The 19,124-nt window shown below is 33.9% G+C and carries 15 protein-coding genes; 8 read left to right on the top strand and 7 right to left on the bottom strand.

Going from position 1 to position 19,124, the window contains the following annotated elements; genetic code table 11:
* Positions 1–77 precede the first annotated feature (77 nt).
* The 3 genes from ACKX2A_RS16005 to ACKX2A_RS15995 form a co-directional block, all read right to left on the bottom strand.
* Complete coding sequence (locus tag ACKX2A_RS16005) at positions 78–617, bottom strand: DUF1572 family protein (protein ID WP_415325809.1); 540 nt, start codon at positions 615–617, stop codon at positions 78–80.
* 156 nt (positions 618–773) lie between these two features.
* Positions 774–2,870: a T9SS type B sorting domain-containing protein gene (locus ACKX2A_RS16000; protein WP_415325808.1), complete on the bottom strand. Its 2,097-nt coding sequence runs from the start codon at positions 2,868–2,870 to the stop codon at positions 774–776.
* Positions 2,871–3,006: 136 nt separating this feature from the next.
* Positions 3,007–3,804 carry a hypothetical protein gene (locus ACKX2A_RS15995; RefSeq protein WP_415325807.1) on the bottom strand — a complete coding sequence of 266 codons (798 nt, stop codon included), beginning with the start codon at positions 3,802–3,804 and terminating at the stop codon, positions 3,007–3,009.
* Between the two features lie 200 nt (positions 3,805–4,004).
* On the opposite strand from ACKX2A_RS15995, the gene glgP reads away from it, so the two are divergent.
* Entirely contained in the window at positions 4,005–5,669 is a 1,665-nt protein-coding gene (gene glgP, locus ACKX2A_RS15990; RefSeq protein ID WP_415325806.1) for an alpha-glucan family phosphorylase, read from the top strand.
* A 68-nt stretch (positions 5,670–5,737) separates the two neighbouring features.
* On the opposite strand, the gene ACKX2A_RS15985 is transcribed toward glgP, so the two are convergent.
* Both ACKX2A_RS15985 and ACKX2A_RS15980 read right to left on the bottom strand, forming a co-directional pair.
* Positions 5,738–5,920: a DUF6496 domain-containing protein gene (locus ACKX2A_RS15985; RefSeq protein ID WP_415325805.1), complete on the bottom strand. Its 183-nt coding sequence runs from the start codon at positions 5,918–5,920 to the stop codon at positions 5,738–5,740.
* 11 nt (positions 5,921–5,931) lie between these two features.
* Complete coding sequence (locus ACKX2A_RS15980; protein WP_415325804.1) at positions 5,932–6,405, bottom strand: hypothetical protein; 474 nt, start codon at positions 6,403–6,405, stop codon at positions 5,932–5,934.
* A gap of 120 nt (positions 6,406–6,525) precedes the next feature.
* On the opposite strand from ACKX2A_RS15980, the gene ACKX2A_RS15975 reads away from it, so the two are divergent.
* From ACKX2A_RS15975 to recG, 7 genes are all read left to right on the top strand, one after another.
* Positions 6,526–8,655, top strand: a complete 2,130-nt coding sequence (locus tag ACKX2A_RS15975; protein ID WP_415325803.1) for a S9 family peptidase — start codon at positions 6,526–6,528, stop codon at positions 8,653–8,655.
* A gap of 7 nt (positions 8,656–8,662) precedes the next feature.
* The gene (locus ACKX2A_RS15970) at positions 8,663–9,373 is read left to right on the top strand and encodes a hypothetical protein (protein WP_415325801.1); all 711 of its coding nucleotides are present in this window, start codon (positions 8,663–8,665) and stop codon (positions 9,371–9,373) included.
* 128 nt (positions 9,374–9,501) lie between these two features.
* Positions 9,502–11,157, top strand: coding sequence for a peptide MFS transporter (locus ACKX2A_RS15965; RefSeq protein ID WP_415325799.1), 1,656 nt, complete (start codon positions 9,502–9,504; stop codon positions 11,155–11,157).
* 133 nt (positions 11,158–11,290) lie between these two features.
* Positions 11,291–13,003 carry a peptide MFS transporter gene (locus tag ACKX2A_RS15960; protein WP_415325798.1) on the top strand — a complete coding sequence of 571 codons (1,713 nt, stop codon included), beginning with the start codon at positions 11,291–11,293 and terminating at the stop codon, positions 13,001–13,003.
* Between the two features lie 139 nt (positions 13,004–13,142).
* Positions 13,143–14,654, top strand: coding sequence for a peptide MFS transporter (locus ACKX2A_RS15955; RefSeq protein ID WP_415325796.1), 1,512 nt, complete (start codon positions 13,143–13,145; stop codon positions 14,652–14,654).
* A gap of 41 nt (positions 14,655–14,695) precedes the next feature.
* Entirely contained in the window at positions 14,696–15,229 is a 534-nt protein-coding gene (locus tag ACKX2A_RS15950) for a thioredoxin family protein (protein ID WP_415325794.1), read from the top strand.
* A 163-nt stretch (positions 15,230–15,392) separates the two neighbouring features.
* Positions 15,393–17,477, top strand: coding sequence for an ATP-dependent DNA helicase RecG (gene recG / locus ACKX2A_RS15945; RefSeq protein WP_415325792.1), 2,085 nt, complete (start codon positions 15,393–15,395; stop codon positions 17,475–17,477).
* 589 nt (positions 17,478–18,066) lie between these two features.
* Here the strand turns inward: recG and ACKX2A_RS15940 are convergent.
* Together ACKX2A_RS15940 and ACKX2A_RS15935 are read right to left on the bottom strand one after the other, a co-directional pair.
* Positions 18,067–18,513 (bottom strand): response regulator, encoded by a 447-nt coding sequence (locus ACKX2A_RS15940; RefSeq protein WP_415325790.1) that lies wholly within the window; start codon positions 18,511–18,513, stop codon positions 18,067–18,069.
* The gene (locus ACKX2A_RS15935; RefSeq protein WP_415325788.1) at positions 18,506–19,087 is read right to left on the bottom strand and encodes a helix-turn-helix domain-containing protein; all 582 of its coding nucleotides are present in this window, start codon (positions 19,085–19,087) and stop codon (positions 18,506–18,508) included. Before ACKX2A_RS15935 ends, ACKX2A_RS15940 begins: the two co-directional genes overlap by 8 nt.
* Positions 19,088–19,124 lie beyond the last annotated feature (37 nt).

The following is a 19,124-nucleotide window of genomic DNA, read 5'->3' as shown; positions in this document are numbered from 1 at the left end:
TAATATGAATTCTAAATTGATTCAGTCTATTGCTTAAATTCGTCTCTTACTTCTGTGCTATCTTGAAAGAATACAGGTTAAGAATTTGAATTAAAACTTTCTTCCGATAGTTGATTTTTCATTTCATTATTAAATTCTTCAGATTTATTTTTTGCTATGGAAAGGGTTTTCCAGTTATCATTTTTCATCATTTTTGCGATGTAAACGATTTGTCCGATATGATAAGGATAATGTGCTAATTGTCTAAAAACCGCATCTAAAACAGAATGTGCCTCACCTCTTATATAAATTGTTGCTTGTAAATTTTCATCATTAATTTGATGTAAAGCATCAATAAGACATTTCCAGCCTTCTTCCCAATACTCTAAAACTTCCTGTTTTGTTGTAAATGTATTAATAAATTCTTCATCACGGTTTCTCCATGATTTTTCACCATCTTCTGTTAAAAAATTTGTCCATCTTGAGAGCATATTTCCTGCAATATGCTTAACAATAATCGCGATAGAATTACTTTCTTCATTAAATTGCCAAAAAATCTGTTCCTCGGAAAGCTGATCAAATGATTTGTCACCGAGGTTTTTGTAATATTCAAAACGTTTTATAAATAGATCTTTCATATTTTTTAATTGAATATCTAAGTTAAAAATTTTCTATGATTTTTTATACGGTTGAAAATTTACATGATTGAGAATAAGCTGCTTCGCATCGTTCGCAATCTTAGAAAAAGAAAAACCGTCACTATTGCGACGGTTTTTCAAATTTAATTATAAAAATTATTCTCTGTTTTTTACCATTACCCAACCGGAGTATTTGATTAAGGTATTCTTTTTATTATTTTCATTCCAGGTTACGGAAAACCAGTATGTGCCTGTTGAAACTTTTTTTCCGGCAATCGTTCCGTCCCATTTATAGCCATTGGATTTATCTGCCTGGAAAATTTTCGTTCCGTATCTGTCGAATATATTGAAAACCAAATTTTGCTTGCTTCCCAATGCAGAATAATCAATCATATCATTCACACCATCACCATTTGGCGTAATGACGTTCACAAGATTCGGAACAACAATCGTAATATCAATAGGTTCGCAATCATAAGAGTCTTTTACAAAAATATGACTGTCGCCACGCGGAACATTATTGAATACATTAGAATCCTGCCAATTTATCCCATCAATTGAGTATTTGTAAGGCCCAGTTCCGCCCGTAACGTTTACTGTGACAGTATTGTTGGCAATATCAACATCCGAAATAACAGGCTGCTCAGAAGCATAGACTTTTACATTTTGTCTCGTGATACAGTTTCCTGTTTTTAAATCTACCCAATAACTTCCAACTCCTACATTTGTAATAACTTGCGATGTTGCTCCTGTACTCCATTTATAACTTGTAAATCCTGCTCCTGCATCCAGTGTTGTTGTATCTTCCATACAGATAATTTTGTCTTCCAAAACATTAGAATATACTGGTGGAAGAACAATTAAGGTAACTTTTGCGATGCCAAAACATCCATTTGAATTGAAGACTTTAATATAAACAACTCCGTTTGGAGCAATATAATTCTGAGCATCAAGGATTGGGTTGGTTCCATTCAGAGCATCCGTTAAAGATGGATAATATTCTTTTGTTGCCCCTCCTAAAGTTGTTACCGGAGCAAGTGTTAAATTAAATAAAGCGGTAGAAGGTTTTGTATCAATAAAACAAGACCTTAAGGTTGCTTCTGTTACAACAACGATAGGATAAAATTTCAAAGTAATCTCTGCAATCGCGACACAACCGTACTGTGAAGTGATTTTCACATAAACCGTTCCTTCTGCAGATACATAAGATGTTGTATTATTAATATGATTAATCCCTGCATTCAGATCGGACATGGTGGTAAAATATTCTTTAGTTGCAGTCGGATCTCCGAAAACAGCTGCTGACGTAAGGTCATAAGTTGCCGTTCCTAGATTATTGTTATTACATGCATAAAGAGTAACATTATTTCCTGTAATGTTTCCATATTTAAATTTAAACAAACCAATCTGCCTACATGAATTTATTGGGTTACTAGGATTTGCAGGATCCTGATAATGAATACTGTAATAATAGGTTGAAGTTGTATTCACTGTAAGTGGTGCTAAAATAGGATTTGCTCCCGAAAGCGCATCATTTTGAGAAGTATGGTAACTTATGACAAAATTTGGATTTCCATTTAAAATTCCCGCAGATAAGCTATTGAAATTAAAAATCATAGGATTTTCGCAAACAATAATTTCTCTAGGATTGGCAGGATTGGCAGCCGGAACTCCTGGAGGAGTAAATGGATGTGGTTGAATTGCTGGATCTGTAAATGGTGAAGCAAGTGTTGCAGTTCCACCCCAAGTTAAGGAAAACGGAGCAACAGTTGTACTTCCCGCACCTACCCAGTTATCGATGTATAAATAATACGTCTGTCCCGGTAAAACGTCCAAATATCTACAATAAGGAGTGAGTGAACCTCCTGCAGCACTTAGAAGCGTACTCGTCATATTCAATCCTGTTGAAGCGCCGACTCCGATTACCGTTGCAGCATTGCAACGTAAAGGTGCGCCTAAGCTTCCGCAAGTAACATTCGGCCCGTAGACCGCCCAGTCATAATCTGCATTTGGGTCTGTAGGAACGAGATCAAAAGTCAGCGTTCCGCCTGTAGCAATGGTAAATCTATACCAAATTGAATTATGTTCACCGGTTGATAAACAGCCTCCAAGATTTTCATTAACAGCCCCAATTCCCGTCGGAGAATAGGTAATATTCGAATTTCCACAAACCGAAAGCGCTGTTGCACAGTCTGCCTGAGCAAAAAAAGTTCGTGAAATAAGCAGAAAAAGAAGAAGTAGAGTTTTTTTCATATTCTGTTGAGTTTGGTTACTAATTTAAATAATCTAATTTGTTGGATATCAAATATAAACAATTCAGACCAAAAATAACGAATTCAACAAAAATAATTCAATAAAAATTGAAAAACAATGAAAATTAATCAACAAATCATTTAATACTCGTAATATTTCCGCAAAGATTCTCTAAATGAAAAATCTTATGAAACGGACTTTTCACCTGCTGCAAATGTTCTTTATCCTGGATAAAAGTATATCGCGATGCAATGGAATTCATATCCGAAACGATGACCAGCCAACATTCATCAACGGAAGTATCGTAATAGGGAAATTTTTCGTTCTTTTTTTCAATGAGTTCTAAAATTTTTTCCGAACATAATTCGTCAAACAAATTCATATTATATTCATGCGTGATGAAAACATTTCTACGATGAGAAGATTTTCTAATACTTTTTACACATCCGACAGGTTTTCCTTTTTTAATGCTTTTATAAATATTTAAGATAATTTCTTCATGACTTTCCAACGTATCCAGTTTAATATTTGGATAGAATTCTAAAAAATAAACACCACGATATTTCGTAGTGTCTTCTTGTTCCAATAATATTTCTGCCTGACGGAAAATCTTGTTTAAGTTGCTTTCAACCTTTTTCATTTCAAGATGGTTGATTACTTCGGTCAATTCAATTCCAATTTTTTTGTCGTTGAATTTTGCGATAAAGTCGGGACTTTCGCAAGTAAGATTTTCAAATTGTACTTCAGGAAAATGATGCATAAAAGAATTCAGGAGCAAAATTTCTGCTTTCTTTTTGTATTTTTCGCGGTCGTGAAGCGGGGACTCATCTATTTTGCGATGATACTTCTCTATCGGCTTCTTTTTCAAGTGTCGGTTCAGATAATATAAGCTCAGATTTTTTATTAAATCTTCATCAGAAAATGCCTTTTTCATGTGCTTATTATTTTATTGTTATGGAACACATAGAACTCCAGTTTCAGATCATGAAGTTTTGATTATCAAAAATTTACATTTAAAGGTAAGTAAAAAAAACTATAAAAACCATTGTTTTAAAAATAATTTATTGAATAATTAACATCTTGTTTACTTTCATATTTAATACCTTTGACCCTTCAATTATAAAACTGTAATGTATGGATTTTAAAAACTTTAAAATACCTTTTAGTGTTAATCCACAATATTCTAAAAAAGTAGCCTATTTCTCGATGGAATTTGCCATTGAGCAGGTACTAAAAATATATTCGGGAGGTCTTGGTTTTTTAGCGGGATCTCACATGAGAAGCGCTTACAACCTTAAACAGGATCTTATCGGAATCGGAATTCTTTGGAAATTCGGATATTATGATCAGGCGAGAAATCACGATCAAACCTTACAGCCAACGTGGACGAAAAAAATGTACAGTTTTCTTGAAGATACAGGCATTAAGTTTCAAATTGAAATTCACAGCGCACCTGTTTGGGTAAAAGTATATTATCTTGATCCCGAGATTTTCCACACAGCACCGATGTTTTTCCTTTCAACGGATGTTCCTGAGAACGACCACGTTTCCAAAACAATTTGTCACAGATTATACGATGCGAACGAGTCTACAAAACTGGCACAGTATATTTTGTTAGGAAAAGGCGGAGCCAAATTATTGGATGAAATGAACGTTGAAAGAGATGTTTATCATTTAAATGAAGCTCACGGACTTCCTGCCGCTTTCCATTTGTTAAAAAAATATAACGGTGATTTAAATAAAGTAAAAGAAAAGCTGGTATTCACAACACACACGCCCGAAGAGGCTGGAAATGAAAAACATAATCTAAGACTTTGTTACGATATGTCATATTTTTCAGGTTTCAGCATGGAAGACGTAAAAAGTATTGAAGGATCTACCGATGACCGTTTCAATCACTCGCTGTGTGCTTTGAAAATGGCGAGAGTGGCAAATGGCGTTTCCCAGCTTCATGGTGATGTTTCCAGAGCAATGTGGAGCAAATATCCTGGAATCTGTGAAATTACGTCGATTACCAACGCTCAAGAATTCAAATATTGGGCAGATAAACCGCTTTATAACGCAAAAGATGAAAACGACGAAACGGTTTTTGATTATCGTAAAAAACATTTGAAGAAAAGGTTATTTAAAATTGTAGCCGATCAAACAGGAAATTTATTTAATCCAAATGTTTTCACCATTGTTTGGGCGAGAAGATTTGCGGGCTACAAACGTGCAGATTTGCTTTTACACGATAAAGACAGATTTTATAAACTATTAAATAATCCAAAATATCCGGTTCAAATTATTTGGGCAGGAAAACCTTATCCAATGGATTATTCTGCAATTTCAACATTCAATTTGTTGGTTGAAGAAAGCAAAAATCATAAAAATATGTCGGTTCTTACAGGTTACGAACTGTCTCTAAGCAAATCTTTAAAACAAGGTTCAGATCTTTGGTTAAACAACCCGAGAGTTCCAAGAGAAGCATCCGGAACATCGGGAATGACAGCAGCTATGAATGGTTCTATAAACCTTTCCACAGACGACGGATGGATTCCTGAATTTGCTAAACACGGCGAAAATTCTTTCGTAGTTCCAAAAGCAGATTACATGAATATGAGTATTTATGAACAGGATAATTACGATTTAAATAAATTATACGAAATCCTTGAAAATGAAATTCTTCCAGCCTATTATGACAATCCGGACAAATGGAGAAAAATTCAGTATAACTCGATGAATGACGTAAAAGACCAGTTCAACAGTGATAGAATGGCTGATGAATATTATAAGGTGCTTTATAATTATAATGGATAATATAATGTTAAAAACAATAAAATCGGTTTGAAAATATTTTTCAGACCGATTTTATCTTTGTGTATTAATCAATTTTTCTTTTTAGGTACTTTCAAACCTTTTTCTTTTGCTTCAGAAATACCGATGGCTACAGCCTGCTTTCTGCTTGTCACTTTTTCTCCGGAAGAAGATTTCAGTTTTCCTTCCTTGAATTCGTGCATTACTTTTCCTACTTTGTCCTGAGCTTTTTCTGAATATTTTGTTTTGCTCATGATTGTATTTTTTAAGATTTTGGCAGGGAAACCCCTATTTCATAAACTTTAGCATGCTTCAAATATTTTGAGCGCTCTCTGGAAGTTACCGATTCAAAATGATCATTTTTAATCACCACAATCGGATCTTCTGCATTTTCTATTTCAAAATTAGCAATATACCTTTCATCCGGTGGAGATTGCTGAAGCTTTGCTTTTATTTTTTGCAGCTCATCAGCATATTTTCTAAATCCTGGGTCAGATGAATGTATAAATTTATATTCTGGTCCTGCGTCTACATAATAATGAAGTTTTTTTTCTATTAAATCACAGTCGGTACAAACTTCAGGATTATCATTTCCGTCCTTAAATCCTACTTCTACCAAATTCCCTCCTTTTTTCTGTGCGCAATCTTCAGCATCTTTAAAACTTGAAAATCCGGTATATACGATCTGATCGTCTAAAACATAACGGTTCAGTTTTTGGTTAAAAGCATTCGTTTCCATAATTATTATTTGATTTGATTATGCTTAATGATATTCAATTTTGTTGCCAAAAGCCTTATTTTAATTTGCTTTTTTTTGGCATTTTAAAAATTATTATATTTGAAATCTTTAAAATTAGAAATGAAAAAATTCTTACTAACGCTTACAGTAGCAGCTGCATTTCAAAGTTTATCCGCTCAGGAGATCACTTTAGATAAAATATATTCAGGATATTACCGTGGAAAGGGCATTGCCGGAATTACTTCCATGAAAAACGGTGAAAATTATTTAGTGATCGAGCAAGGAGGAATTGCAAAATATTCTTACAAAACTTCTCAAAAAGAAGGAAACCTTGTGGACGGACAATTCCAGAGCTATGAATTTTCTGATGATGAGTCTAAAATTTTGTTGCTAAAGGACAGTCAGCCTATTTACAGACATTCGTTTTTAGGAACTTATGATGTAAAAGATCTGAAATCCGGAAAAACAGTAAGTTTAAATGAAGGAAAACCTGTTCAGGAACCAAGATTTTCTCCTGATGCGACAAAAGTAGCTTTCATTGTTGATAATAATATTTTTTATCAGGATTTAAATTCGGGAAAAATCACACAGGTTACAGAACACGGTGTAAAAAATAAAATTCTGAACGGTCTTGCAGACTGGGTTTACGAAGAAGAATTCGGACACGCAAGATTATATGAATGGACAAAAAATTCGGATGCGATTCTTTTTGTAAAATTAGACGAAACAGAAGTTCCGGAAATCTATATTCCGATCTACGGAAAAACGCTTTATCCAAGTGAGATGCGTTACAAATATCCGAAAGCGGGAGAAAAAAACTCTGTGGCTTCGGCTCATATTTATCAGTTGAGCGATGGCAAAAAAACGAAAGTGAATTTAGATAGTTTTAAACATTATTATATTCCGAATGTTATTCAGACGGCAAAAGCAGATGAAATTGTTTTGATTACTTCTGACAGAATTCAGAATGCTTCTGATGTTTTGAAAGTGAATACAAAAACGGGAGCTGTTCAGAAATTATTCACGGAAACAGACGATAAATGGATTGATACAGACAGTCCTACTTTGGAATTTTTAGAGGATAATTCTTTCCTTTGGGGTTCTGAGAGAGACGGAAACCGTCATCTATATTGGTACGACAAAGATGGTAAGTTGAAAAAACAGGTTACAAAAGGAAACTGGGAAGTAACTGATTATTACGGATTTAATCCAAAATCAAAAGAAATTTACGTTCAGACTACTGAAAAAGGAAGCATTAATAAAGTGGTTTCTAAAGTAAATATCGAAAACGGAAAAACTCAGCTGATTTCTAATACGGAAGGAAATAATTCTGCAAATTTCAGCAAAAACTATAATTATTTCATTGAAACATCTTCTACGGCTGCAAAACCTTACACTTATGTTTTAAAAGACGGAAACGGTAAAGTGGTAAAAGAACTTCAAAATAATGATGCTCAGCTTCAAAAATTAAAAACTGACAATTTCACTGAAAAAGAATTCATCACGATTCCAAATGAAGCAGGAGATCAGATGAATGCATGGATTATCAAGCCTAAAAACTTTGATAAAAACAAAAAGTATCCATTGTTCATGTTCCAATATTCAGGTCCTGGTTCTCAGCAAGTGGCGAATTCTTGGGATAACGGAAATGCCATCTGGTTTGAAATGCTGGCACAAAAAGGTTATATTGTAGCTTGTGTTGATGGGCGTGGAACCGGTTACAAAGGTGCTAAATTCAAGAAAGTGACGTACATGAATTTAGGAAAATATGAAATTGAAGATCAGATTGCTGCTGCAAAATGGTTCGGAAATCAATCATACATCGACAAATCAAGAATCGGAATGTTTGGTTGGAGCTTTGGAGGTTATATGACGAGCTTGGCAATGACAAAAGGTGCTGATGTTTTCAAAATGGGAATCGCTGTTGCACCAGTTACGAACTGGAGATATTATGATTCTGTTTACACGGAAAGATTTATGAGAACGCCTCAGGAAAATCCTGATGGATACGATAAAAACTCGCCTACTGAATATGCGAATTTATTGAAAGGAAAATTCTTATTAATCCACGGAACTGCCGATGATAACGTACATTTCCAAAATTCTATGGAATTCTCGGAAGCTTTGATTCAAAACAAAAAACAGTTTGATTTCATGGCTTATCCGGATAAAAACCACGGCATTTATGGCGGACAAACAAGACCGCAGTTGTATCAGAAAATGACTGATTTTATTTTTGAGAATTTGTAAATCAACAATGAAAAAAATTATTTTATCTGCTTTTGTTATATTTTCTTTTTCAGTAAAGTCACAAATAAAAGCAATGACAGAAGACGGAAAAGAAATTGTTCTTTTCGACAATAAAACATGGAAATTTGTAAATGATAGTGATGAAAAAGCGCTTGAAACAATTTCTACTAATGAACAGCCTTATGAAAAAGCTAAAGAGGCAACATTCTTAGTAAAAAGTAAAAAAGTAGACGGCGGGATATATTATAATCCTAAAGTTTGGAAAATTATAAAAACAGAGTTTAATTTTCCATCACTAGAACAAGTATTTACCAACGTATCAAATTCAAATATTTTTGCTTTATTTACGAGTGAGAATGCGCCAGTTCAGACACTTAAAAATTTAAAGGATTTAGTGATAGCAAGTGTTCAAAAAAATGCTACATATTTTAGACTAAAAGAAGCAGAATACAGAACCATAAATAATATTAAAGTGCTTCATATGAAGTATTCGGTTAATGCAAAAGGTCTTGATTTTGAATATATGGGAAATTATTATCTCACAAGTGACGGATATTGCAGTATTACAGCATATACCTTTGTAAACAAATATGATGAAAATAAAAAAGCCATGGAAAATTTTATTAATGGTATAGCAAAAGTGGAAAAAAATCAAGTAACTGAGGCAATAGAAGTTGCTCCTCCTCCACCTCCAATGTCATCTAAAAAAACAAAATAAATATAAAATCCCTTTCAATTTTTTGAGAGGGATTTTATATTTATAATATTAATCATTTTACGAAAATTCAATTTATTTTATCAATTAAAATTAAAAACCTATTTTTGAGAAATTTGAAATTTGAAAATATGAAGACTAAACATCCTAAGGGATTGCCTTTCCTCTTCTTTACGGAAATGTGGGAACGTTTCGGGTATTATCTGATTCTCGGAATTTTTGTGTTGTATGTAATCGAACCAACAGGTTTAAAAGGAGGTCTTGGACTTCCCGACAAAACCGCAGACGACATTTTCGGGACGTATATTGCTTTGACTTATTTAACGCCTTTTATCGGTGGGTTCTTGGCAGACAGAGTTTTAGGTTATATTAAATCTATTTATCTGGGAGGAGTTTTAATGGCGGCCGGATATATTGGAATGGGGGTTTTCAAAGATCTTACATTATTTTACTGTTCATTAGCATTAATTATCATCGGAAACGGCTTCTTTAAGCCTACCATTTCCACATTATTAGGAAACTTATATTCCGAAGAACCTTATAAAGCCAATAAAGATTCCGGATACAATATTTTTTACATGGGAATTAATATTGGGGCGTTTATTTGCAACATAATCGCAGCATTCATGCGAAATAAATTCGGTTGGGGCGAAGCGTTCATTACTGCCGGAGTCGGAATGTTGATTGGTATGGTGATTTTTACCATTGGTAGAAAACATTATATTCACGCTGCACAAATGAAACCAAAGCAGGAAGGAGATACCAAGCTTTCTGAAATTATGTTGAAGGTTTTCTTACCTGCAATTATAGCTGGAGCCATCGGTTGGGTTATTCCGGGAAATATTTTCGGAAGTGATAATACAGATGCCTTTATTTTTGCGTGTATTCCTGTCATTTACTTTTACGCATCTCTTTATTTTAAAGCAAAACCAGAAGAAAAATCTTCTATCGGAGCTTTGTTATCAGTCTTTATGATTAGTATGTTCTTTTGGGCAGTTTTTAAGCAAAATGGAACAGCTTTAACAAGATGGGCCAATTATTATACAGACAGAAGCGTTCCTGCATCGATGGAAAAACCACTGGAAGGAATTTACATGGTTGATGGAAAAAGCTATGAAAATAAAGAAGTTCCAGTATACGACGATCAATTCCAGTCGCAAAAAGATAAAGATGGAAAGACTATAAAAGTTCAAGGAAAAGATGTTTATTTTAAAAATATTTCTCCTGAACAACGTGCAGCATTAGAAAAAAATCCAGAAGCTAAAACTTATTTATACAATACTGAATTATTCCAATCCATTAATCCGTTTTGGGTAATTGCTTTAACGCCTGTTGTCGTAGGATTTTGGGCATTGTTAAGACGAAAAGGAAAAGAACCTCTAACACCAACGAAAATCGTTTTGGGGCTTTTCATTTCAGGACTATCATGTTTAGTAATGGTTTTGGCAGTTTGGGCTGGAGATAACGGCGCTGTAAAAGTTTCGCCTTGGTGGCTGGTTGCAAGTTATGGAGTAATCACGGTCGGAGAACTTTGCCTTTCGCCAATGGGACTTTCATTTGTTTCAAAACTTTCACCTGCGAGAATTACGGCTTTGATGATGGGAGGTTTCTTCCTTGCAAACTCTGTAGGAAACAAGCTTTCAGGAATCTTGGCGAGTACCTGGTACAGCTATGATAACAAAATGAATTATTTCCTTGTGAATTTCGCTTTGTTGATATTTGCTACCCTTTTAGGTTTATCAATGTTAAAAAGATTAAACAAAATCATGAAGGAAAAGGGACATTAGTTCTTATTTATAATAAAGAAAATCAGGCTGTAGAGTTATTCTGCAGCTTTTTTATTGAATTATAAAATTAAAACCTTGCCGAAAACACAAAAAAAACTATATTTGTCAGTCTTAACAAAAATTAACAATAAAAATGGATAATACTGAAGCATTAAGTCCGAAACCGGATGAATTTGTAGAGAAGAGCAATTCCAGGCATCCGAAAGGATTATGGGTTCTTTTCGGAACAGAAATGTGGGAGCGTTTCAACTTTTATGGGATGAGAGCATTGCTTACCTTATTTATGGTAAACTCGCTTTTGATGAAGGAGGCTGATGCTTCAATTGTATACGGAGGTTTCCTTGCTCTTTGTTATCTTACTCCGATGTTGGGAGGTTTTATCGCCGACAGATTCTTAGGAAACAGATATTGTATCCTTCTTGGAGGAACTTTAATGGCGATTGGTCAGTTCTTGCTATTTATTAGTGCAAGTACATTCGGATCAAGCTTAGGGACGGCTACAACGATTATGTGGACTGCTTTGGGTGTAATTATTTTCGGTAACGGATTCTTCAAGCCAAACATTTCTTCGATGGTTGGAAGTCTTTATCCAAAACAGGAAAAATCTAAATTAGACTCTGCGTTCACAATTTTCTACATGGGAATCAACTTAGGAGCTTTCTTGGGACAGTTGATTTGTCCATTAATCGGAGACGTAAAATCTGCAGACGGTATCAGAGATATCCACGCTTTCAAATGGGGATTCTTAGCAGCTTCTATTGCTATGATGGTGGGAACGGTTACGTTCTTAATTCTTAAAAATAAATATGTTGTAACACCGACAGGAAGACCAATCGGAGGTTTACCAAAACACAATACTTCAGAAGATTTTGAAGAAGGAGAAGCACAGACTGCAAAATTCTCTGGCGCATCTGTTGGAATTGCAGTAGTTTTATTCGCAATTTTAGGATCATTATTCCACTTTGCATTAGGACAGAATGTGATCTACTCATTGGTTTACGCAAGTGGTATTTCATTGGCATATTTAATTATGTCCGATTCTTCTTTAACTAAAATTGAAAGAGACAGAATCTGGGTAATTTACATCGTTTCATTTTTCGTAATTTTCTTCTGGGCTGCATTTGAGCAGGCTGGTTCATCTTTAACGTTCATCGCAGATAACCAGACAGACAGACATTTCTTCGGATGGAACATGCCACCTTCAATGGTACAAATCTTCAACGGAATTTTCGTTGTTGCTTTAGCAGTACCGTTCAGTATTCTTTGGGATAAATTGAGAGCAAAAAGCAAAGAACCTGTATCTCCATTCAAACAGGCAATGGGATTGGCTTTGATCGCAGTTTCTTATTTCATTATTGCACACAATGTTAAAGATTTAGGAAGCCACGGACTTTTAGCTGTTAAATGGTTAATCTTACTATATTTCATCCAAACTTGTGGTGAGCTTTGTTTATCACCAATCGGATTATCATTGGTAGGAAAATTAGCTCCAAAAAGATTCGCTTCATTATTGTATGGTGTATTCTTCATCGCGAACGCAGCTGGATATGCATTGGCTGGAACACTAGGTTCTATCCTACCTGCAACAGGTGATAAATTTGAAGCAGCTCAGAAAATAGGCGTAAATCTTCAGGATGTTTTAGATAAAAAAGTGACTTTAAATGCCGATCAGGTGGCTGCCTTCGAAAAAGCCCAATTACCTTTAGCAAACCCGACTTTTGCAGGATTTGAAATCCATAATTTATTCGAATTCTTTATGGTATTCGTAGTTCTTTGTGGTATTGCTGCTGTTATCTTGGCATTAATTTCACCAATCTTAAAGAAAATGATGCACGGTGTAAACTAATCGACATCAAATAAAATACAACGAAAACCTCTGCTAAGTCGGAGGTTTTTTTTATTTTCGTGTGTTCTTTATTAAATTTTCAATTGTTGATACTCAAGAATTGAAAGAACTCTTAACTAAAATTTAATCATATACAATTATGAGCAAAACTCTAGAAGAAATACAAAATTTCGAAGGAAAATATCCAAGGCAGATCTGGAGCCTTTTCTTCTCTGAAATGTGGGAACGTTTCTGTTTCTACGGAATGAGAGGTATGTTGGTTTTCTTTATGATTTCTCAACTTAATTTTCATGAAAGTGAAGCCAATCTTCAATACGGTGCAACACAGGCGTTTGTGTATGCTTTTACATTTATCGGCGGTTTATTTGCGGATAAAATCTTAGGTTTCAGAAAATCTTTATTTTGGGGCGGACTTTTAATGATTGTAGGAAGCTTAATTTTAGCAACAGATCCTCACAAATTTTTCTTCTTAGGAATTGCATTTACTGTTGTAGGAACAGGTTTCTTCAAGCCCAATATTTCTTCAATGGTCGGACAACTTTACAAGCCAAACGATTCAAGAGCTGATGCAGGATTTTCACTTTTTTATGCCGGAATTAATCTTGGAGCATTGCTTGGTGGATATTTTTGTATTGCAATCGGAAAAGGTGAAATTTTAGCCAATACAATTTCAGAGGGATTAAGATGGAATGTCGCTTTTGGATTGGCTGCGATTGTTATGGTTATCAGTTTAATTAATTTTGTCTTTACACAAAGAAGATTAGGAACAATCGGTCTTCAGCCGGGACATCCTGATAACGAAATAAAATCTGCACCCATTCCAAAATGGCAGGAGTACGGAGTTTATGTTTTATCATTGATCTTCGTTCCAATAATTATGGTAATGGTTGCAAAAACCGAATATACAGATTATTTCATGTGGACAATCGGACCATTGACGTTGATTTATTTGTTCTACGAAATGACAAAAGTAACGCCTTCAGAACGCAAAAAACTGTGGGCAGCTTTAGTCTTCATTTTATTTTCGATCTTATTCTGGGGGATTTATGAGCAAAGTGGAGGTTCATTAAGTATCTTCGCGGCGAAGAATTTAAATAAAGATTTACTAGGTTTAGATCCAAATGGTGTCAATAATTCAGGAGGGGCGTTCTTCATTATTTTTCTTGCACCGTTGATTGGATTACTTTGGATTTGGTTAAATAAAAGAAAAATCGAGCCGAATACTATTATTAAATTCGGTCTAGGTTTCATTTTCTTAGGTTTAGGATATTACGTTTTATTCGCAACAAGAATTTTCGTAAACCTTCAGGGAATCACATCATTAAATTTCTTTACCCTTGCTTTATTAATTATCACTTTGGGAGAACTTTGTCTTTCACCCATTGGTTTATCAATCATGACAAAACTTTCTACCAAAAATCTTCAGGGAATGATGATGGGAATGTGGTTTTTGGCTTCTGCATACGGACAATACGTTGCAGGAATCATTGGTGCAGGATTGGCTACTGCAAAAGAAGGTTCGACAAACTATGATGCTTTTATCACTTATACTGATGGATATAAACAATTGGGATTATATGCCGTTATTGCCGGTGTAGTATTAATTTTGATCTCTCCGATTGTAAAAAAATTAATGCAGGATGTAAAATAGAAATAAGTAAATTATGCTTATTTTTACTTAAATATCAAATTATGAAGAAAATTATAAGCATAATCTGCCTATTTTGGTTAACACTGAATTTCGCGCAGGTAAAATGGATGACGATCGATGAAGCTTTAAAAGCCCAGAAAGAAAATCCAAAAAAAATACTGATTGATTTTTACGCAGACTGGTGTGGTCCGTGTAAAATAATGGATAAAAAAACCTACGGGCATCAGGTTATAGCTGATATTTTAAATCAAAATTATTATCCTGTAAAATTTAATGCAGAAGAGAAAGCGTCTTACGAAATTTTTGGAAGAACATTTTCAAATCCTGATCAGGAAAAGAAGAAAGGAAGAAATTCTCTTCATGAATTTACACAATATATGAATGTAGGAGCTGTTCCCAGTACTGTTTTTTTGGATGAAAAAGGAGATCCTATCACCATTTTACAGGGAGAACTATCTGCAAAAGAATTAGAACCTTATTTAGAGCTTATTTCTAAAGATCTTTTCAAGAAAATCCGTTCGAGAGAACAATGGGAAGATTATCAGAAAAAATTTAAATCAAAAATAAAAGAATGATTAAAATTTCGAGATGCTTGATTTGAGTTTAATCTTAAAAAATATAAGAGAGACTTTCAATTTTTTTGGAAGTCTTTTTTATTTTCCCGAAATTCGAACCTTCGTTTTTTTAACCAAAATTTAAAGATTAAAACTTCAACACCCGTATCCTGAAACCCGAAAAATGAATCTCGAAACCTCTATAGAATATGTAAAAGGAATCGGTCCTGAAAAAGCTAAACTCATCAAAAGTGTGTTGGGAATTTCCACCGTGGAAGACCTTCTGAACTTCTTCCCTCTTCGTTACTTGGACAAAAGTAAAGTTCATAAGATTTCTCAACTCAGCGACGTTTCAACAGATGTTCAGTTAAAGGGAAAAATCACCAATGTTCAGGAAATTCAGACGGGAAAAACGAAAAGACTTTCCGCCAAATTTAATGATGATACGGGTTCAATGGATTTGGTCTGGTTTCAATATTCAAAATGGTTGAAAGAGCAGCTTCCGATCAATCAGGAAGTTTATATTTTTGGAAAGATCAATGTTTTTAACAATCAATATTCTATGCCGCATCCGGAAATAGAAGTTGAGGAAAAAAAGGACACCGAAAATCGTTTAAAACCCATTTATCCAAGTTCAGAAAAATTAACCAAAAGAGGTTTAAATCAAAGATTTTTTCAAGTCGTTTTAAGAAATGTCTGTAAAGAAATCCCGAATCTTATCTATGAAAATTTTCCGGATTATCTGATGAAAGCCTTTAAATTTTTATCCAGGCAACACACTTATCTCAACATCCATTTTCCGAAGGATATGGAACATTTTGAGAAGGCAAATTATCGTTTAAAATTCGAAGAATCTTTCTTTTTTCAACTGGGGTTTGGTTTAAAAAAACTTCATCATAAAACACATACAACAGGAAATCCTTTTCCGATTGTAGGAGATTACTTTAATGATTTCTATAATAATCATCTCCCGTTTGATTTAACGGGAGCTCAAAAGAGAGTTTTAAAAGAAATCCGAATGGATATGAAACGTCCTATCCAAATGAACAGGTTGCTGCAGGGAGACGTTGGTTCGGGAAAAACAATGGTCGCTTTATTAACGATGCTGATTGCCTTAGACAACGGTTTTCAAAGCTGTATGATGGCTCCAACAGAAATCCTTGCACAGCAACATTTTAACGGAATTAAAGAACTTCTAGAAAATACAAATGTCAAGGTCCGACTTTTAACAGGTTCAACCAAAAAATCTGAACGAAATAAAATTCATGAAGAACTAGAAAATGGCGAACTTTCTATTTTAGTAGGAACTCATGCTGTTTTGGAAGATAAAGTTAAATTTAAAAACCTTGGTCTTGCCATTATCGATGAACAGCACCGTTTTGGTGTGGCTCAACGTGCAAAACTTTGGGCAAAAAATAAAATTCCGCCTCATATTCTGGTAATGACCGCCACTCCTATACCGAGAACTTTAGCGATGAGTTTTTATTCTGATCTCGATGTTTCTGTAATTGATGAAATGCCGGTTGGAAGAAAACCTATCATTACGGCTCACAGACGTGAAAAAGACAGAGCTTATGTGTACAATTTCTGTCGTGAAGAAATCCAGAAAGGTCGGCAAATTTATTTTGTTTATCCTTTGATTGAAGAATCTGAAACATTGGATTATAAAAATTTAATGGAAGGTTTGGAGCATATTATGGATAATTTTTCGAATTACAATGTCACGATGCTTCATGGAAAAATGAAACCCGATGAAAAGGATGCCGCGATGAATTATTTTGCCTCAGGAAAAGCCGAAATTATGGTTGCTACAACGGTAATTGAAGTAGGTGTAAATGTTCCGAATGCTTCTGTAATGGTTATTGAAAGTTCCGAAAGATTTGGTTTATCCCAGCTTCATCAGCTTCGTGGGCGCGTTGGTCGTGGTGCAGAACAGAGTTACTGTATTTTAATGACTTCCGATAAATTATCAAAAGACAGCAGAACCCGCATCAAGACAATGGTTGAGACGACTGACGGCTTTAAAATCTCTGAAGTTGATATGCAGCTTCGTGGTCCGGGAGATATTTTGGGAACGCAGCAAAGCGGTGTTGTGGATTTTAAAAGACTGGATCTTGTAAACGATTCGGCAATCATTAAAGCAACGAAAAATACGGTAGAAAAAATCCTGGAAGCCGATCCTTTATTAACCAGACCGGAGAATCAGATTATTAAAAATTACTATCTGAGGAATTATAACGGAAAAAATAAATGGAGTAAAATTTCATAAAAAAACCGCGAAAAGAATATCTTTCCGCGGTCCCCCTTATAAAACTGTTATTTTGAAGAAATTACTTTTAATTTAAATTATTAGTCAGCTTAATATTTTGTGAAGTGGTGTGAGAGAATATTTATATCTTATTTGAAATCAGCCGAAAACTATTAAGATAAATTAAAAACAAAATGAATTATGTTTCCAACTTGCTTATTTATAAAAACTAACTAGGTTTTCGCCAAAGGATTTTTTAAAATGAAACGAATTTGTCCTTTAACTACTTTTCGAGTTTTCATGATTGTACCGTTTTGTTTAAAGATCTTCTACGCTTATAAATTGGAAATTATTATAATTCATTTTGTTTAACTAACATTGTGATTTATATAATTTAGTTTCTCTGAAACAAAAATTTTTCCCATTCATTTGATGCTTTTTATATAGTAAATCTGTGTTCCGATTTTAATAATACAAAAGTGCTAAATACATCACTAAAATATTTTATATTATTTTCATTATTCGTTATAAAATTTTCACCTTTATGTGAATATTATGTAACAAATATAAAAATTTAATTTTAATTAACGGATGTTTTACATACAATTTATCACACCTTCATGATAAAGTTATTCTTATTCAATCCTGATGTCTGATACTGCCAGTTTACTGTTACTACTTCGGAAATAACTTTCTTAAGCTCAGTATAATTATCAGGTTTTTTCATAAAAATATTTGCACCTTTTACAAAAACATCTTCAATTTCTGCTTCCGATAATCGGTCGGAATAGATTGTTGTTATCATTTGATCAAACTTTGCATTTGCTTTTATTTCATGTAAACATTCCAGACTATTTTTCTTTGGAATATCAAAATCAATGAATAAAATTTCCGGAACAATAGCTTCTTCGCTTTTCAAATATTCCATCAGATTTTCGCCGTTACAAAATACCTGAACTTTAATTCCTATTTTTAAATCTTTAAATATATTTTTGAAGAAAATCTGATTGCCTTCGTCGTTGTCCACCAAAATTACATTCAGATATTCTCTATTCATACTGCATTTCTGTGTTAATGAACATATTCTGGGCCTCTCTTCTCTTTGTAACAATCTTTTGAAACTGTGAAGGAGTAATTCCCGTTGTGTTTTTAAACTGCGTACTCAAATGAGCTACACTCGAATAATTTAGTTTGTGAGCAATTTCTGTAAGACTTTGTTTATTATTGATAATCAATTCTTTGGCATACTCAATTTTTTGAATAATAATAAAGTTTTCAATTGAAGTAAAGGCTACTTCAGAAAACAGATTCGATAAATATCCGTAGCTATGATTGAGCTTTTCGGCAATATAAATCGATGCTTTTACAGGAATTATTTCATCAGAAAAAACCAATTCTACAATCGCATCTTTGATTTTTTGAACCAAAGCCGTTTTTTGGCTTTCAATTATTTCTATTCCGTAATCTTCAAGGTTTTTCTTAAAAATTTTATGTTGTTCTTTCGTAAAAGATTCATAAAATTCTACTTCGCCAAAGTTCAGCAGTCGATATTTCAATCCCTGCTCTTTTAGTTTCTCATCCAATACCTTTTTGCAAAGCGCATTGAAATCAAATTTCACATACATTTTCATCCTAGTACAAGTGTCAAATTTTTACGTAAATATAACA

Origin of the sequence: Chryseobacterium sp. MMS23-Vi53 (genome assembly GCF_047651245.1) — a bacterium.
Taxonomy (GTDB): Bacteria; Bacteroidota; Bacteroidia; order Flavobacteriales; family Weeksellaceae; genus Chryseobacterium.
The sequence above is the reverse complement of the archived record's forward strand: the minus strand, read 5'-3'. Positions and strand labels throughout refer to the sequence as shown.

Bases quoted from the DNA above. Each gene is read 5' to 3' on its own strand.
- ACKX2A_RS16005 (WP_415325809.1), bottom strand. From the start codon at position 617: ATGAAAGATCTATTTATAAAACGTTTTGAATATTACAAAAACCTCGGT.
- ACKX2A_RS16000 (WP_415325808.1), bottom strand. From the start codon at position 2,870: ATGAAAAAAACTCTACTTCTTCTTTTTCTGCTTATTTCACGAACTTTT.
- ACKX2A_RS15995 (WP_415325807.1), bottom strand. From the start codon at position 3,804: ATGAAAAAGGCATTTTCTGATGAAGATTTAATAAAAAATCTGAGCTTA.
- glgP (WP_415325806.1), top strand. From the start codon at position 4,005: ATGGATTTTAAAAACTTTAAAATACCTTTTAGTGTTAATCCACAATAT.
- ACKX2A_RS15985 (WP_415325805.1), bottom strand. From the start codon at position 5,920: ATGAGCAAAACAAAATATTCAGAAAAAGCTCAGGACAAAGTAGGAAAA.
- ACKX2A_RS15980 (WP_415325804.1), bottom strand. From the start codon at position 6,405: ATGGAAACGAATGCTTTTAACCAAAAACTGAACCGTTATGTTTTAGAC.
- ACKX2A_RS15975 (WP_415325803.1), top strand. From the start codon at position 6,526: ATGAAAAAATTCTTACTAACGCTTACAGTAGCAGCTGCATTTCAAAGT.
- ACKX2A_RS15970 (WP_415325801.1), top strand. From the start codon at position 8,663: ATGAAAAAAATTATTTTATCTGCTTTTGTTATATTTTCTTTTTCAGTA.
- ACKX2A_RS15965 (WP_415325799.1), top strand. From the start codon at position 9,502: ATGAAGACTAAACATCCTAAGGGATTGCCTTTCCTCTTCTTTACGGAA.
- ACKX2A_RS15960 (WP_415325798.1), top strand. From the start codon at position 11,291: ATGGATAATACTGAAGCATTAAGTCCGAAACCGGATGAATTTGTAGAG.
- ACKX2A_RS15955 (WP_415325796.1), top strand. From the start codon at position 13,143: ATGAGCAAAACTCTAGAAGAAATACAAAATTTCGAAGGAAAATATCCA.
- ACKX2A_RS15950 (WP_415325794.1), top strand. From the start codon at position 14,696: ATGAAGAAAATTATAAGCATAATCTGCCTATTTTGGTTAACACTGAAT.
- recG (WP_415325792.1), top strand. From the start codon at position 15,393: ATGAATCTCGAAACCTCTATAGAATATGTAAAAGGAATCGGTCCTGAA.
- ACKX2A_RS15940 (WP_415325790.1), bottom strand. From the start codon at position 18,513: ATGAATAGAGAATATCTGAATGTAATTTTGGTGGACAACGACGAAGGC.
- ACKX2A_RS15935 (WP_415325788.1), bottom strand. From the start codon at position 19,087: ATGAAAATGTATGTGAAATTTGATTTCAATGCGCTTTGCAAAAAGGTA.